Source organism: Mesoflavibacter sp. CH_XMU1404-2, from assembly GCF_037029465.1.
GTDB lineage: Bacteria > Bacteroidota > Bacteroidia > Flavobacteriales > Flavobacteriaceae > Mesoflavibacter.
On sequence record NZ_JAYMEM010000029.1, the window covers coordinates 197,613 to 213,529 of the forward strand.

Sequence of the window (15,917 nt, forward strand, 5' to 3'; positions counted from 1 at the left end):
AAAACCTAACTGAAAACCTTCATAATTATGTAGATAGTTTTTTAAAAAAGAGTATTTGATTTTTCTTTGGAAAACAAAAGGATAAACTCAATTGAGCAAGCTTGTTTAGAAATGGAATTGTTAGTTTCTCGATATTTGAAAAACATAGAAAAACATAAAGACGCAACAATTACTAAAGACAATATTGATTCTATCTTATTTGGAATAAAATAATAATTATAAATAATAACTTATCTGTACCTAAATCTAAAAATACTTACTACTACTCCGCCAACAATCCATCCACAAACGATGTAAACTCAGTTTTAAACTCGGTAAACTTATCACCAGTTGCTGGTCCGTTAAAACCGGTGTGTATTTTACGTACTTTACCTGTTTTATCAATAAAAATAGAGGTTGGATAACTTAATACGTGGTTAAGCATTGGTAGTTTTTCGTTGGCTTTACTTTTGCTAGTTGTACCAGTTTGCGCTAATAAAATTGGGTAGTTAATCCCTACTCTATCTTTAAGACGTTTTATGTTTTTAAACGCTGTTTCTTCAGTTTTTGCATACTCAAAAGCTAGCGCTACAAACTCTATATCTTTGTCTTTATTGTTATTGTAATATTGTGCGTAGTAATTGCTTTCATCTAAACAATTTGGGCACCATGTTCCCATAATTTGAACAACAACCACTTTGTTTTTAAATCTGTCATCGGTTAAAGAGATTAGGTTTCCGTTTTCATCAGGAAATGTAAAGGTTAAAGTCTCATAACCATCTTTTAAATAGGTTAAGGAGTTGGCATCTGCTAAAGTAAAGTTATCGTTACGTTTTGCGGTAAAAGGCTCTTTCCAATGGTTACCAGAGTAAAATGTACCGTATAATATACTATCGGTTACGGTTGCCGTAAATAAAAATGCATGAGAACCATCAAATGTAGACAGATGCATTTGGTCACCGTTAATTACGCCATCTAGGTAACGGTAATCGCCAGTTTCTGTTCTAAAAGTACCTGTTACGGTATTTCCGTTTTGTGTAAATATGCCTTTTGCTTTGTAACTATCGTCTGTATTTGGGCTAAAAGTGGTTTCCCAATTACCTGTAATGGTTGTGTTTGGTTTTTCAGTCGTTTCAAATCTTGTTTTTGCTGGTGCTGCGGTAAATGGTACACTACGGTCTTTACCTTCGGTAATGTATTGACCTGTTAATGTTTGGTCTTGTATTTTGACTTTGATATAACTCTCAAAAACAGGCATTTGTATAAAAACCGAGTCGTTTTTGTATTCAATTTCATCTACAGTAATCACTTCTTCTGCGTTATAAATTTCTAGCGTATTTGCGTCTTTCACCTTAAATAGAAACGGTAATGTTGTGTTATCGTCTACTTGTAATTGCGCACGATACGTATCTGCTGTTAAAAATTTGGTGCTTTGCTCTTGCTTGCAAGAAAATACAAGTATTGTGATTAAAAGTAATGTTATTTGACGCATGTGATGAGAGTTTTTAAAGCGTTAAAAATAATCACAAAAAAAGGTGTTGCCAAAACAACACCTTAGTTTTATGTAAAAATTAAGACTAGACTACTCTTCTATTGTTTCTATTTTTTCTTCTTGTTTGTCTATCTCTGCTCTTTTTAAAGCTACTTTTTCGCGTACTTCTCTAATTTTAGATTCGTGTTGCTTTAAGCGTTCTTGCATTTGATCTATGCGGTCAAGACGCGCATTGGCATCTTCTTCGCTAATTTTTTTCTCTTCAAGCATTTGCTTAATCTTTGTCCTTGACGCTTCTAAACGTGCTTGACTGTTACTAACAAAATCTTGACGTTTTTCTAAATGCTGCTGGCTATTTTTTATACGTTCTTTAGCCATTTTTGCACGTTTAATTCCAAAAGCTTTTTGGCTTATTTCCTTTTTCTCTCGCTGTTCTTCAAGCACTTGTTTGCGTGCCTTTATTTCTTTTCTGTAATCTTCTTGTTTCTCTCTAAGTTTTGCATTTTGAGATTGACGTACTTGACGCATTTCTTCCATCAAAGCCTTACGTTCTTCTGGTGTAGCGTCTTTCATTTTTGTTTTAATTTCTTCAGCTTTATACTGCATCTCACCAGACATGTTTTGACGCTCTTCTTTCATTTCGGCATGTTTTTCTCTAATTTCTTCACGCTTTTCTTCCATTTCTTTGCGTTTTTCTTCTTGCTTTTGTTGCATTTGATCACGCTTCTCTTGCATCTTTTCTTTATGCATGTCTTTTTGATGTTCCATTTTTTCTTTGGCGGTTTTCATTTTGTCTTGCGCCTGTAATGGTTGTAATGCTGTACCAACAAAAATGGCAAGCAATAAAAATTGTTTTAAAGTTTTCATGATTATTGGTCTATATTTTCTAGTTCTAGTAATTCTTCTTCTATCTTTTTAGCTTCTTCATCTATTTGATCTATCATTTGCTCTGCATCTTGCTCAATTATCTGAATAGAATCTACTGCAGTTTCTACTTTTTTCGCATTCTCTTTCTTTGTATTTCTACATGAAGTTAAGCTAATGACAAATGCTAAAAATGCAATTTTTAATAGTGTTTTCATAGGTTTGTAGTTTTGGTTATGTTCCATTTAATTTACGCATCTCTCGAATAAATAGTTGGTTTATTAACATTTTTTAAGATTTAAATCAAGATAAAACGCAAGTTTTTACCGACTAAAAACACCTTAACACATTTAAGAAAGATAAATCTTACTTATTCAATTCTTTTAATTACTATAAAAAAGCTAGTTAGCAACAGTAAATTGTACATATCTAATAATTTTCATAAAAAACGTTTTAGGCGTTTCTATTGCTGGCAAGTATTGTTATATTTGTGCTCTTAATTAGAAGATACATGAAGATTTCTTACAACTGGCTAAAACAGTTTATAAAAACCGATTGGACAGCAGAACAAACTAGCGAATTACTAACCGATTTAGGACTTGAAGTTGAAGGCTTAGACCTATACCAAAGTGTTAAAGGCGGTTTAGAAGGTGTTGTTGTTGGAGAAGTTTTAACTTGCGTACAACACAGTAATGCAGACAAACTTAAAGTTACTACAGTAAATATTGGACAAGAACAACCTGTACAAATTGTATGTGGCGCACCAAATGTAGCTGCTGGACAAAAAGTGCCTGTAGCGACTATTGGCACCACTTTATATACTGAAGAAGGCGAAGCTTGGACCATTAAAAAAGGTAAGATTAGAGGTGAAGAATCTCACGGAATGATCTGTGCAGAAGACGAGCTTGGCTTAGGTAAATCTCATGACGGCATTATGGTATTACCAGAAGACACTGTAGTTGGAACACCTTGCGCCGATCTTTTTGAAGTAGAAAACGACCAAGTTTTTGAAATTGGATTAACACCAAACCGTGCAGATGCTATGAGCCACTACGGTACAGCAAGAGACCTTAGAGCTGGTTTATTACAAAAAGGAATACATTTAGAGTTAATCACTCCAAGTGTAAGTTCTTACCACGTAGATAGCAGAACATTAAAAATAGATATTGATGTTAAAGACTATGATTTAGCTCCACGTTATTGCGGTGTTACTTTATCTGGTTTAAAAGTTGAAGACTCGCCAGCATGGTTACAAAACAGATTAAAAGCTATTGGCTTATCGCCTATCAATAATATTGTAGATGCGACTAACTATGTTTTACACGAGTTAGGACAGCCTTTACACGCATTTGATGCAGCAAAAATAACAGGTCATAAAGTTGAAGTTAAAACCTGTGAAGCTGGTACAAAATTTACCTCTTTAGATGGTGTTGAACGTGAATTACATGAAGATGATTTAATGATTTGTGACGCTGAAAAACCAATGTGTATTGCTGGTGTTTTTGGCGGAAACGAAAGTGGTGTTACAGAACATACCACTGCTATTTTCTTAGAAAGCGCCTACTTTAATCCTGTAAGTGTACGTAAAACAGCAAAACGTCATGGATTAAACACCGATGCCTCTTTTAGATTTGAACGTGGTATTGATCCAAACCTTACTAAATATGCATTAAAACGAGCGGCGTTATTAATTTTAGAGATTGCTGGTGGCGAAATTACTAGTGATATCGTAGATTTTTACCCAAAGAAAATTGAAGATTTTCAAGTTACTTTAAGTTTTGATAAAATCACAAAGCTTGTTGGTCAAGAAATTCCTAAAGAAGAAGTAAAATCAATATTAGCCTCTTTAGACATTAAAATAAATAGCGTTACCGAAACTAATTTAGGATTAACCATTCCGCCATATCGTAACGATGTAACTAGAGAAGCAGATGTAATTGAAGAAATACTAAGAGTTTACGGTTATAACAATGTAGAGATTAGTACAAAGATGAATGCGTCTGTATCTAACTCATCTCGTTTTGAAGATTATAAATTACAAAACGTTGTTGGTAACTTATTAGCGTCTCAAGGTTGGTATGAGATTATGGCTAACTCGTTAACAAGCGCAAAATACATTGCGTTAAGTGAGCAATTAAAAGACGAGCATAATATAGAAATGCTTAATCCATTAAGTCAAGATCTTGGGGTAATGCGTCAAAGCTTAGTATTTTCTGGTTTAGAAGCATTAAGCTATAACATCAATAGAAGACAAACCAATTTAAAGTTTTTTGAGTTTGGTAAAACTTACCACAATTTTAATGGTACAAGAGAAGAGCACAAACACTTATCTTTATTTGTAACAGGTTTTAAAAACGAAGAAAACTGGGCACATACACCAGAAAAATCTAATTTTTTCCATTTAAAAGGAAGTGTTGCCGCTATTTTAACACGTTTAGGTATAGATAGATACCAAGAAAGCAGTGCTAAAAACGATGTGTTTAGCGAAGGCTTACAATTAAATATTGGTCGTGATACTTTAGTTGAATTTGGAGTTTTAAAAAGTAAAATCACTAAGCAATTTGACATTACTCAAGATGTATTTTATGCAGACTTTAATTGGGACACTATATTAACGGTAGCAAAACGTAATAAGATTAAATTTACACCAATACCAAAATATCCTGAGGTAAGACGTGATTTTGCATTACTTATTGATGACAAGGTTACTTTTGAAAGCATTACCAAAATTGCCAAAAAAACTGAAAAGCAACTACTTAAAAACGTCAACCTTTTTGATGTGTACCAAGGTAAAAACTTACCAAACGGTAAAAAGAGTTATGCTGTAAGCTTTACATTTTTAGATGAAAACAAAACCCTTACAGACAAAGTTGTAGATAAGATCATGAGTAAGCTTCAAAGCAACTTTGAACGTGAACTTGGAGCTGAATTAAGATAATGGTAAAAGAAAATAATAAACCACAAACATCATCATTTAGCTTATTTCTTAGTTTTTTCTTTATTGTCTATGGCATATATAGAGTTTATAAACAATTAGTCAATAACGAAAGTACCTTTAGACTTATTCTAAGTATCGGATTTATTGTTTACGGTGTCTTTCTACTTTTCAAGTATTTTAAAGAAAGAAAACAAAACAGATAATTTTTAAAAGCCTTCAACTAATATTGAAGGCTTTTTTTATTAGTTGAAAAATGTTAAAGCTTTGCAATTAAATGATCTATGTTTTATTTTTAGGTTGAAAAAAATTGAAAAGCTATGATTTTTAACCCTACAAACATAGAAGAAAAACTACGTCTGCAGCAATCTAAGCAAATAGCACAACCAGACATTTTAAAACAAGTACAAGCTATTTTTGAAGCTGACAATTTAAAAGAAACTATTATTAAAAATGAATTAAAATCTGGTAATGACAGCAGTTGCAATCATTTCAATATAGATCTTTTAGCTAGTGATCGTATTTTTCATATAGACAGTATTAAAAAAACATGTATTGATTACCGACTTCGATTTTTAGATACAAAGTATTTTAAAAATGAATTTCCGCAAGAAGCCATTCATAAAATAAAAGCTTTAGAAAAGGAACATAACATTACGCTAAGCGGATTTAAAATTATGGCACCTTCAAAGCTTTTTAAATTAGAAAACCCAGATGATCCGTTATTATTTGCTCCTATTGGTAATGGCTATTATTATCTTATCCACAAATGGGGAAATGATTTAAATCCATTGAGAAAATGGCGTATGCTTCCTTTTAAAAACTATGAAAACTTATTGGTTTTTGCTTTAATCGTCAGTTTTGCATTAACTTATCTTTTTAACCAAAACTTACCGCAAGACAAAAACCACACAAGCTATTTTTTCTTGTTGTTTTTATTTATGTTTAAATCTATAGTTGGCATTGTTATTTACTATGCTATTTCTCAAGGAAAAAATGTAAATTCTGCAATCTGGAATAACAAATACAGCAAGTAATTTATTGCAATATTTTTAGTATCTTTATTAGAAACCAATACTGAAAATATTATGGAATCTGAATACATAAAAATATATACAGGTGATTTTTTAACCTCGCAACGCATACAACAAAGATTAGAAGATATTGGTATAAATGCAGTTGTAAAAAATGAAGACGAATCTGCAAGACTAGCTGGTTTTGCCAATCCTGTTCCAAGCTTACAGGATATTTATGTTCATGAAACCGAGCTTGATAAAGCTTTAACTGTAGTTGAATCTATAAAAAATCAAGAATAACTAAATAGAAAAAAGCCTCTTCAATAACAGAAGAGGCTTTTAACACTAATTCAAATAGCATTTACACGTTTTATTATGACTTTGGTAATAATACAGTATCTACAACATGTATTACACCATTAGATTGATTTACATCTGCAATAGTTACTTTACCTGAGTTTCCGTTTTCATCAGTTACGTAAACATCTCCTCCTTTTGACCAAATGGTTAAAGTTGAGCCAGAAAGTGTTTTAACAATTGCTTTTCCATCTCCATCTTCAATTAATTTTGCGATAGCTTTAGCTTTCCAGTTTCCTGAAACTACATGGTATTTTAAGATAGTTTGTAATTGTTTTTTATTTTCTGGTTTTAATAAAGTAGACACTGTTCCGTCAGGTAATTTTTCAAATGCAGCATTAGTTGGTGCAAATACAGTAAATGGTCCATCACTTTGCAAAGCCTCTACTAATCCCGCTGCTTTTACTGCAGCTACTAAAGTTGTGTGATCTTTTGAGTTGACTGCATTTTCTACAATGTTTTTAGATGGATACATTGCTGCACCACCAACCATTTTAGTGTCTTCTTTCATCATTTTGTCTTGAGCAAAACCTAAAGAAGTCACGAAGAATAAACTTAGTCCTAATACGATTTTTGATAATTTTTCTGTTTTCATAATTATAGATTTTTGGTTTTGTGTTCAATTTATCTACGCAGTAAAAGAGACTTTGGTTTTATAAATTTTTAGTTTAACAGAGAATTAACGATAATAACAAACAAAAAAGCCTTCAAAATTAATTTTGAAGGCTTTTTAAATATTTATAAAACAAGTAATTAAACAGTATACATTTGATCACGTTGTTCTTTAATCTTTTTATCTTCCATATACTCATCAAAAGTAGTATATCTATCAATAACACCATTTGGAGTAAGCTCTACTACTCTATTAGCTACAGTTTGTGCAAACTCGTGATCATGAGTTGTAAATAATACTGTACCCTTAAAGTTTTTTAATGAGTTATTAAATGCTGTAATACTTTCTAAATCTAAGTGGTTTGTTGGTTCGTCTAACATTAAAACGTTAGCTCTTGTCATCATCATTCTTGATAACATACAACGCACTTTTTCTCCTCCAGATAATACATTAGATTTTTTAAGTGCTTCTTCACCAGAAAAAATCATTTTTCCTAAGAAACCTCTAATATGTACTTCTTCTCTTTCTTCTTCAGTTTTTGCCCATTGACGTAACCAATCTACAAGAGTTAAATCATTTTCGAAAAACTTACTGTTATCTAATGGTAAATAAGATTGTGTTGTAGTTACGCCCCAAGAAAATTCTCCTGCATCTGGTTTTTGATTGTTATTTAAAATCTCATAAAACGCAGTTGTTGCACGAGAGTCTCTAGAAAACACAACAACTTTATCTCCTTTTTGAAGGTTTAAATCGATGTTTTTAAATAATACTTCTCCATCTAAAGATGCCGCTAATCCTTCAACATTTAAAATTTGATCACCAGCTTCACGCTCGCGTTCAAAAATAATAGCAGGATAACGTCTTGATGTTGGTTTAATTTCGTCTACATTAAGCTTATCAATCATTTTCTTTCTTGATGTTGCTTGTTTACTTTTTGCAACGTTAGCAGAGAAACGACGAATAAATTCTTCTAATTCCTTTTTCTTTTCTTCTGCCTTTTTGTTTTGTTGTGCACGTTGTCTAGCAGCTAATTGTGAAGACTCATACCAGAACGTATAATTACCAGAAAAGTGATTGATTTTTCCGAAGTCAATATCACTAATATGTGTACAAACGGCGTCTAAAAAGTGACGGTCGTGAGATACAACAATTACACAGTTATCATAGTTTGCTAAGAAATGTTCTAACCAAGAGATTGTTTCGTAATCCAAATCGTTGGTAGGCTCATCCATAATTAACACATCAGGATTACCAAATAATGCTTGCGCTAATAACACACGTACTTTTTGCTTACCATCTAAATCTGCCATTAAAGTGTAATGCAAATCTTCTTTAATACCTAAGTTAGATAACATAGCTGCAGCATCACTATCTGCATTCCAACCATTCATCTCTTCAAACTGCACTTGAAGTTCACCTATTTTTTCAGCATTTTCATCAGTATAATCTGCATAAAGCGCATCAATTTCTGTTTTTATTTTATATAAAGGTTTGTTTCCTTTTAAAACAGTTTCTAACACTGTATCTTCATCGTGCTTATTGTGATTTTGTTCTAAAACCGACATACGCTTTCCTGCTTCTAAACTAACATGTCCAGAAGTTGGTTCCATTTTCCCAGAAAGTATTTTAAGGAATGTCGATTTTCCTGCACCATTGGCTCCGATAATTCCGTAGCAGTTTCCGTTATTAAAAGTGGTATTTACCTCGTCAAAAAGGATACGTTTACCAAATTGAACAGATAAATTAGATACTGATAACATAAGCTATAATTTAATTTTTTGCAAAAGTAGAAAATTAGTATCAAAAAACACTATATATTGCCTTATTATAAGTTTTAACAACGCCTTAACATTATGAATATACTGCAAAACATATTTTTGTTGATATATAGACAATTAGCCCTTAATATATAATGAATTACAAATTCGTATACTTTTTAATAGCACTATCGTTAAGCTTTTTTTCTTGTGAAGAAGATAAAAAAGCTAATCTAAATGGTAATGCTTTTTTTGGAGGCGAAATTATTAACCCTAATTCTAACTTTGTTGTCATACTAAAGGATAACAAGGTTTTAGACAGTGTTTACTTAGATCAAAATAATCGTTTTTCTTATACATTTAAAGATTTTGATCCTGGGTTATTTAGATTTTATGATGGTAAAGAATTTCAATCAGTACTTATTCAACCTAATGATAGTTTAATGTTTAGATTAAACACTATTGAATTTGACGAATCATTAGTGTTTACGGGTATTGGCGAAAAAGAAAATAATTTTTTAATAGAGTTGTTTCTGTTAAATGACAAATTACAAGATTCAGTTTTAAAAATAAGTCAATTAGAACCTAAAGAATTTGAAGAGCAATTAAACGCAATAAGAAAGCAAAAACAAGATAAGTTAGATGCTTTTAATGAAAAGAATGAAACTACTGAGATATTTAACAAACTAGCTCAAGCTAAAATTGACTATAATTACTATTACAGTAAAGAAACATATCCTTTTATTAATTACAGAGAAAGCGAATATCAAATATTTAGTGAGTTACCTGAAGATTTTTACAATTACAGAAATGATGTAGATTATAATAGTGTATTACTAAGAGAATATAGACCTTACGTGTCTTTTTTAAGAGTACACTTTAACAATTTAGCGCTTCAAAAGCATTTTCAACATTCTGATGATAGTATTTATAATAATCAATCTTTAGAATATAATATTGATAAATTTAACCTTATAGGCGATAAAATTAGTGATACGTTCATTAAAAACAGACTACTTTATTACAATATGGTCAAGTTTATAAATGGTTCTGAAAATGATAGTGATTACGAAAAACTTTTAGAACTATTTAAAGAAAAAAGCACAAATAAAGATCAAATAGAAAAAGCTAGTAAACTAGTTAACACCTATAAAAGATTAAAACCAGGTAATACTATACCTAACGTAACTGTTATTGATAAAAGTGATAACTTTTTATCCCTTAAGCAAATAATAGATAAACCTAGTGTTATTTATTTTTGGGACGTTTCAAAACGCTATAGATATCACTTAAAAGACGTACACTTAAAAGCTGCTGAGTTAAGTGAAAAATATCCTGAAATAGAGTTTATTGCTATTAACGTAAATAATATAAGTACAAGAGAACAAGCTGATATTTTACAACGTAATCGTCTAAAACTAATTAACGAGTTTCATTTTAAAACACCAAATGAAGCTGTAGATTTATTAGCTATTAGACCAATAAATAAAGTGTTTTTGGTTGATAAAAATGCTAATATTGTTAACCCAAAAGGTAACATGTTTGATATTAAATTTGAAAACGAATTACTTGGTTTAATCAATAAATAACCAATAAATTTTACTCATAAAAAAGCCTGTTAATTACAGGCTTTTTTTATTTTCTTTATAATTAACCTTTTAAAAAAATAGACCTAAATATTATCTAGTTATTTTCGGCACAATTCGTGTTATATTATATCTTTGAAATTATAATAAACAACCTATGAAACATCTTTTAACAACTTTTACCGCTTTTTTAATTATTTGTTCTTCTTTTTCACAAAATAACAATGCGTTTAAAGCTGGTGAAAAACTTACCTTTTCGGCATCATATAACATGTCAGGAATTTTAACAGATATTGCAGAAGTTAAAATGGAAACAAGTGCTGTAAATACAAGCGGAACAACATTGTATCGTTTAAAATGTTCGGCTACTACCTATTCTAATTTTGATAGTTTTTTTAAAATTAGAGATCTATATGAAAGTTACGTAAACCCAAAAACGGTAGCGCCGTATTTATACCAAAGAGATATTAGCGAAGGTGGTTATTACAAGTTTGTAAAATATAAGTATAGCTACAAAACTAATACTGTTTCTAGTTTAATAAGAAAGAAATCTAAAAACTTTGCTTCTGGTTTTTGGGATAGAAATAATACTATAAAAATTAATCCAGGAACTAGAGATATTGTTTCTACTTTATATAAACTAAGAACATTAGATATTCACAAAGCGCCTGTTGGTGCAAGTGACACCTTTACTGTATTATTTGATAACAAAGAAGTAAAATGCAGCTTTAAACTTTTAGGAAAAGAAACCATAAATACTGCTATTGGTAAAAAAGAATGTTATAAAATAGCCATTAACGTTGTAAACGAAAATGTTTTAAAAGGTAGTAACGCCAATATCATTTGGCTTACTGCAGACGAAAACAAAATACCAGTCTACGCAAAATTTAAAATTGCAGTAGGTAGTGGTGAGTTAAAAATTAAATCTGCTACTGGCTTAAAAAATTAAAAAAATGAAAAAAGTAACCTTAGTATTATCTTTAATTTGTGCCATTTTAGCAATTATCTTAGCTATTCTACCTTTGTTTAAATTAGCTTTTATACCTACTGTTTTGGCTTTGGTTTTTGGCCTTATTTCTTTTATTAAATCCAAAAAAGACAACCAATCCACTCATGTTGTACAAGTTTCATTTTTATTAGTAATTATTGCTTTAGGCTTATCTACTTACAAAACTGTTTTTACAGTTCAGGAAGTTGGTAATACTGAAGAATTAGAGCAACGCGAAAAAGAAAACGAAGAGAAAGCTTTAGAAGAGCTAGAAGATATAGAGATTGATGATATTGAAATTGAAGATTTAGACCTAGAATAAATCAAAAAAAATAAACCATAAAATTTAAAGGAATCTTAAGTGTTTAAGATTCCTTTTTTTATTTAATTGATAACCAACATGTTTTAAACAAATATGTAAGAAAACTATTTGTTTTGACATAAATAAGTGTATCTTTACCGACCAAATATTCATCCAGTCAATGAAATCGCTTTTAATAATCTCTGCATTATCACTAGTTGGTTCTTGTACAACCACAAAATATTCGACCAAAATAGATAACCTTCAATCTTCTATTGTGGTCACAGATTCTGCTACAGTTAGTAAATATGCTAATACTATAACAGCAGAAGAAGTTAAAACTCAAATTTTTGAGGTTGCATCTGATACTTTTAATGGTCGTGAAGTTGGTACTAAAGGTCAAAAACTAGCTGCAAACTACATCAAAGACTTTTACATAAAAGAAAATATACTTTCTGCTAACGATTCGTCATATTTTCAACATATTCCAAAATCATTTCTTCCTAAAAAATATAATGCTTCAGAAAATGTAGTCGCTTATATAAAAGGTGAAGAAAATCCTGAGGAATTACTAATTATTTCAGGACATTTTGATCATTTAGGTGTTAGTCACGGAGAAGTTAATTATGGCGCAGATGACAATGGTTCTGGGACCGTTGCAATGTTACAAATAGCACAAGCTTTTAAGAAAGCAGAGCGCGATGGAATTTCACCAAAGAGAAGTATTTTATTCTTGCATCTTACTGCAGAAGAAATTGGACTTCAAGGTTCTTTATATTATACTCAGAATCCACTATTTCCTTTAGAAAACACCATTGCAGATCTTAATATTGATATGATTGGTCGTGTGGATGAAAAACATAAAGACAATCCAGATTATATCTACCTTATTGGAGCAGATAGAATAAGCAAAGAGCTTCATTTTATTTCAGAAAAAGTGAATTCAACCTCAACAAACATAGAGTTAGATTATAAGTTTAATGAAAAAGATGATCCAAATCGCTATTATTTCCGTTCGGATCACTACAATTTTGCTCAAGAAGGAATACCTGTAATATTCTATTTTAATGGTACGCATGCAGATTATCATAAACCTTCAGACACACCAGATAAGATAAATTATAAGTTACTAACTAAACGTGCACAACTTATCTTTTCTACAGCTTGGTATTTGGCAAATAAAGAAGGAGATTTAATTCATAACGAAGATATTTAAAGCCTAAATTCTTCTTAATTCTTCAATCTAATACCTGCATACTAGAATTTTGTGTTATTTTTGAGAGACAATTTTAGCTCTTAAAAATTTAAATATGAAATCATTATTATCTATTGCTAGCTTTAGCGTTTTACTTACTGCTTGCGGAAGTCAACAAAAACAAGTAGAACAAGCAACTACACAACAAGAAGTTAGCCCAACAACTTATGCAGAAACTATTACTGAAGCCGAATTAAAAACATTACTTTATGAATACGCTTCAGATAAATTTAACGGAAGAGAAACAGGAACTGAAGGCGAAGAAAAAGCAATCAACTTTTTAAAAGCACATTACATGACGTATGGTGTTGCTGCCGCAAAAGGTAATGATGATTATTTTCAAAAAGTGCCTTTAGAAAAATTAGCAGCACCAGAAGTAACCTTAACTGCTAATGGTACTGCTTTAAAAAATTTAGAAGACATTGTATCTATTACACCAATGCCAACAAGTCAATTTTCTGCAGATCAAGTTATTGATTTAGGTTATGGTATTGAGGCTGATAACTACTCTAACTACAAAAACATTGACGTTTCAGGTAAAGTGGTTTTTATTCGTTCTGGAGAACCAAAAAATGAAGATGGTACATACCTAATCTCTGGTACAGAAGAAGCAACTAAATGGTCAAACTTAAGACAAGAATTTGCTACAAAACGAGATATTGCTAAAGAAAAAGGCGCTAAAGCAGTACTATACTACAACCCAAATATTTTTGGTATGGCTGCAAGACGTTACGGTGGCTCTAGTGGTCGTATGGTGCTAAGCGGTAATGACAATAATATGTATTATATGTTATTAAATGATGCAGCTGCAAAAGCTATTTTAAATACAGACACAGCAATAGACAATGCGTTTACTAACAAAACTTACAATACAAATATTGCTATAGATTACACTAACAAATCTGAAGCTTTAAACGGAAACAACGTTGTTGCGTTTATTGAAGGTACAGAAAAACCAAACGAGTACATTGTAATCTCTGCACATTTAGACCATATTGGTAATCATGATGGCGAAATTAATAACGGTGCAGATGATGATGGTTCTGGTACTGTTGCAGTATTAGAAATAGCCGAAGCTTTTGCTAAAGCTAAAAAAGATGGTCATGGACCAAAACGCTCTATCGTGTTTTTAAATGTTACAGGTGAAGAAAAAGGCTTATTAGGAAGTAGCTACTACGCAGATATGGATCCTGTTTTTCCTTTAGATCAAACGGTTGCCGATTTAAACATTGATATGATTGGTCGTATTGACCCAAAACGTGAAGGCGACAGAAATTATGTTTACCTAATCGGAAGTGATAAATTAAGTACCGATTTACATAATATTTCAGAAGAAATAAACAGCAAATACACAAATATAGAACTTGATTATACGTATAATGATGAAAACGATCCAAACCGTTTTTACTACAGAAGTGATCACTACAATTTTGCAAAAAACAACATTCCAGTAATATTCTATTTTAATGGTACACATGACGATTATCACAGACCAAGTGATACACCAGATAAAATAAATTATGATTTATTACAAAACAGAACGCGTTTAGTATTTTATACCGCTTGGGAACTAGCTAATCGTGACCAAAGAATTATTGTAGATAAAGCTGAATAAAAATTTGAATACCTAATTATAAATATCAGATAAATATATTTTATATGTATTTATCTGATATTTTTTTTATCCAATAAATAATGAATTTTTTAAATAAACTATTAATACTTACCATTGTAAGTCTATTTATTAGCAGTTGTAATACAAATAAAAAAGACAACAAAATTAATCAACCAACTGCAAAAAAAGTCATAGAAGACACATTAACCAAACATTTAAAACCCTTTGATCCTAATTTACCTACTATAGGATTATTAATGTATAATGGTGTTTTACAAAGTGAAGTCATTGCAACATCAGACGTGTTTTCAAAACCAACAGAAGATGGAAAAAGATTATTTAATGTAATTACCATATCTCAAACAAAATCTCCTATAACAACAGAAGAAGGCATGCATTTTGTTCCGGATTACACCTTTGATAACTGTCCAAAATTAAAAGCATTATTTGTTCCTAGCGCATACGATATGTATGCCCAAGTACATAATAACAAAATTGTAAATTTTATAAAAGAAAGCAATAAAACAACAGATTTTGTAGTAAGCAATTGTGCTGGTGCGCAATTAATTGGAGAATCTGGCATAGCTGATGGAAAAAAAATAGTAACCTGGATTGGTGGTGGCGTGCAATTACAAAAGGATTATCCTAAACTTATTGTTCAAAATGATAGCTTAATAACCTATGTAGAAGACGGAAAATTTAGTTCCTCAAACGGAAATCTTGCAAGCTATATTTCTGCTTTAAAGTTATTAGAAAAACTAACCGACACTTCTCATCGTAAATTTGTAGAAAGCTATTTATATTTAGACAGGTTACAAAACTGGGACAGTAATTAAAATGATAGCACAAACACCAAAAACACCATATTATGCTGTTATATTTACAAGTGTAAGAACTAATAAAGACGAAAAAGATTACACCAAAATGGCTGAGCTGATGCTTAATTTAGCTAAGCAACAACCAGGATTTTTAGGTGAAGAAAGTGCAAGAAACGCTGTAGGAATTACGGTGTCCTACTGGAAAGATTTAGAATCTATAAAAGCATGGAAACAACAAACCGATCATAAATTAGCACAACAAAAAGGAAGAACAGATTGGTACAAACAATACAAAACCAGAATTTGTAAAGTTGAACGTGATTATGAGTTTGAGCTATAAG

At 31.0% G+C, this 15,917-nt stretch carries 15 protein-coding genes; 10 read left to right on the top strand and 5 right to left on the bottom strand.

Annotated elements, in window-relative coordinates:
* Window positions 1-262: 262 nt before the first annotated feature.
* The 3 genes from WA327_RS13405 to WA327_RS13415 all read right to left on the bottom strand — a co-directional run bounded on the left by WA327_RS13405 (window position 263) and on the right by WA327_RS13415 (window position 2,580).
* A complete protein-coding gene (locus WA327_RS13405) occupies window positions 263-1,471 on the bottom strand; it encodes a TlpA disulfide reductase family protein (protein ID WP_336070540.1) in 1,209 nt (402 codons plus the stop codon).
* A gap of 90 nt (window positions 1,472-1,561) precedes the next feature.
* Entirely contained in the window at window positions 1,562-2,338 is a 777-nt protein-coding gene (locus WA327_RS13410; RefSeq protein ID WP_336070542.1) for a hypothetical protein, read from the bottom strand.
* A gap of 2 nt (window positions 2,339-2,340) precedes the next feature.
* Window positions 2,341-2,580: a hypothetical protein gene (locus WA327_RS13415; RefSeq protein WP_336070544.1), complete on the bottom strand. Its 240-nt coding sequence runs from the start codon at window positions 2,578-2,580 to the stop codon at window positions 2,341-2,343.
* Window positions 2,581-2,846: 266 nt separating this feature from the next.
* Here WA327_RS13415 and pheT point away from each other — a divergent pair, with 266 nt between their 5' ends.
* From pheT to WA327_RS13430, 3 genes are all read left to right on the top strand, one after another.
* Window positions 2,847-5,273, top strand: coding sequence for a phenylalanine--tRNA ligase subunit beta (gene pheT / locus WA327_RS13420; RefSeq protein ID WP_336070545.1), 2,427 nt, complete (start codon window positions 2,847-2,849; stop codon window positions 5,271-5,273).
* 317 nt (window positions 5,274-5,590) lie between these two features.
* A complete protein-coding gene (locus WA327_RS13425) occupies window positions 5,591-6,307 on the top strand; it encodes a hypothetical protein (protein WP_336070547.1) in 717 nt (238 codons plus the stop codon).
* A 51-nt stretch (window positions 6,308-6,358) separates the two neighbouring features.
* Window positions 6,359-6,586, top strand: a complete 228-nt coding sequence (locus tag WA327_RS13430; protein ID WP_336070549.1) for a putative signal transducing protein — start codon at window positions 6,359-6,361, stop codon at window positions 6,584-6,586.
* A 73-nt stretch (window positions 6,587-6,659) separates the two neighbouring features.
* On the opposite strand, the gene WA327_RS13435 is transcribed toward WA327_RS13430, so the two are convergent.
* Window positions 6,660-7,238: a fasciclin domain-containing protein gene (locus WA327_RS13435; RefSeq protein WP_407942465.1), complete on the bottom strand. Its 579-nt coding sequence runs from the start codon at window positions 7,236-7,238 to the stop codon at window positions 6,660-6,662.
* Window positions 7,239-7,396: 158 nt separating this feature from the next.
* Window positions 7,397-9,016, bottom strand: coding sequence for an ATP-binding cassette domain-containing protein (locus WA327_RS13440; RefSeq protein WP_336070552.1), 1,620 nt, complete (start codon window positions 9,014-9,016; stop codon window positions 7,397-7,399).
* A gap of 152 nt (window positions 9,017-9,168) precedes the next feature.
* On the opposite strand from WA327_RS13440, the gene WA327_RS13445 reads away from it, so the two are divergent.
* The 7 genes from WA327_RS13445 to WA327_RS13475 all read left to right on the top strand — a co-directional run bounded on the left by WA327_RS13445 (window position 9,169) and on the right by WA327_RS13475 (window position 15,916).
* Window positions 9,169-10,602, top strand: coding sequence for a hypothetical protein (locus WA327_RS13445; RefSeq protein ID WP_336070554.1), 1,434 nt, complete (start codon window positions 9,169-9,171; stop codon window positions 10,600-10,602).
* A 154-nt stretch (window positions 10,603-10,756) separates the two neighbouring features.
* The gene (locus WA327_RS13450; RefSeq protein ID WP_336070556.1) at window positions 10,757-11,548 is read left to right on the top strand and encodes a DUF3108 domain-containing protein; all 792 of its coding nucleotides are present in this window, start codon (window positions 10,757-10,759) and stop codon (window positions 11,546-11,548) included.
* A gap of 4 nt (window positions 11,549-11,552) precedes the next feature.
* Entirely contained in the window at window positions 11,553-11,909 is a 357-nt protein-coding gene (locus WA327_RS13455; protein WP_336070558.1) for an FUSC family protein, read from the top strand.
* 160 nt (window positions 11,910-12,069) lie between these two features.
* Window positions 12,070-13,104 carry a M28 family peptidase gene (locus tag WA327_RS13460; protein ID WP_336070560.1) on the top strand — a complete coding sequence of 345 codons (1,035 nt, stop codon included), beginning with the start codon at window positions 12,070-12,072 and terminating at the stop codon, window positions 13,102-13,104.
* 94 nt (window positions 13,105-13,198) lie between these two features.
* Window positions 13,199-14,758 carry a M28 family peptidase gene (locus WA327_RS13465; protein ID WP_336070563.1) on the top strand — a complete coding sequence of 520 codons (1,560 nt, stop codon included), beginning with the start codon at window positions 13,199-13,201 and terminating at the stop codon, window positions 14,756-14,758.
* 80 nt (window positions 14,759-14,838) lie between these two features.
* Window positions 14,839-15,594, top strand: coding sequence for a DJ-1/PfpI family protein (locus WA327_RS13470; RefSeq protein WP_336070565.1), 756 nt, complete (start codon window positions 14,839-14,841; stop codon window positions 15,592-15,594).
* A gap of 1 nt (window position 15,595) precedes the next feature.
* A complete protein-coding gene (locus WA327_RS13475; RefSeq protein ID WP_336070567.1) occupies window positions 15,596-15,916 on the top strand; it encodes an antibiotic biosynthesis monooxygenase in 321 nt (106 codons plus the stop codon).
* Window position 15,917: the final 1 nt, after the last annotated feature.

Excerpts from the sequence above, each read along its gene's own strand:
- WA327_RS13455 (WP_336070558.1), top strand. The coding sequence starts at position 11,553 with ATGAAAAAAGTAACCTTAGTATTATCTTTAATTTGTGCCATTTTAGCA.
- WA327_RS13405 (WP_336070540.1), bottom strand. The coding sequence starts at position 1,471 with ATGCGTCAAATAACATTACTTTTAATCACAATACTTGTATTTTCTTGC.
- WA327_RS13450 (WP_336070556.1), top strand. The coding sequence starts at position 10,757 with ATGAAACATCTTTTAACAACTTTTACCGCTTTTTTAATTATTTGTTCT.
- WA327_RS13430 (WP_336070549.1), top strand. The coding sequence starts at position 6,359 with ATGGAATCTGAATACATAAAAATATATACAGGTGATTTTTTAACCTCG.
- WA327_RS13460 (WP_336070560.1), top strand. The coding sequence starts at position 12,070 with ATGAAATCGCTTTTAATAATCTCTGCATTATCACTAGTTGGTTCTTGT.
- WA327_RS13415 (WP_336070544.1), bottom strand. The coding sequence starts at position 2,580 with ATGGAACATAACCAAAACTACAAACCTATGAAAACACTATTAAAAATT.
- WA327_RS13445 (WP_336070554.1), top strand. The coding sequence starts at position 9,169 with ATGAATTACAAATTCGTATACTTTTTAATAGCACTATCGTTAAGCTTT.
- WA327_RS13425 (WP_336070547.1), top strand. The coding sequence starts at position 5,591 with ATGATTTTTAACCCTACAAACATAGAAGAAAAACTACGTCTGCAGCAA.
- WA327_RS13475 (WP_336070567.1), top strand. The coding sequence starts at position 15,596 with ATGATAGCACAAACACCAAAAACACCATATTATGCTGTTATATTTACA.
- pheT (WP_336070545.1), top strand. The coding sequence starts at position 2,847 with ATGAAGATTTCTTACAACTGGCTAAAACAGTTTATAAAAACCGATTGG.
- WA327_RS13465 (WP_336070563.1), top strand. The coding sequence starts at position 13,199 with ATGAAATCATTATTATCTATTGCTAGCTTTAGCGTTTTACTTACTGCT.
- WA327_RS13440 (WP_336070552.1), bottom strand. The coding sequence starts at position 9,016 with ATGTTATCAGTATCTAATTTATCTGTTCAATTTGGTAAACGTATCCTT.
- WA327_RS13470 (WP_336070565.1), top strand. The coding sequence starts at position 14,839 with ATGAATTTTTTAAATAAACTATTAATACTTACCATTGTAAGTCTATTT.
- WA327_RS13410 (WP_336070542.1), bottom strand. The coding sequence starts at position 2,338 with ATGAAAACTTTAAAACAATTTTTATTGCTTGCCATTTTTGTTGGTACA.
- WA327_RS13435 (WP_407942465.1), bottom strand. The coding sequence starts at position 7,238 with ATGAAAACAGAAAAATTATCAAAAATCGTATTAGGACTAAGTTTATTC.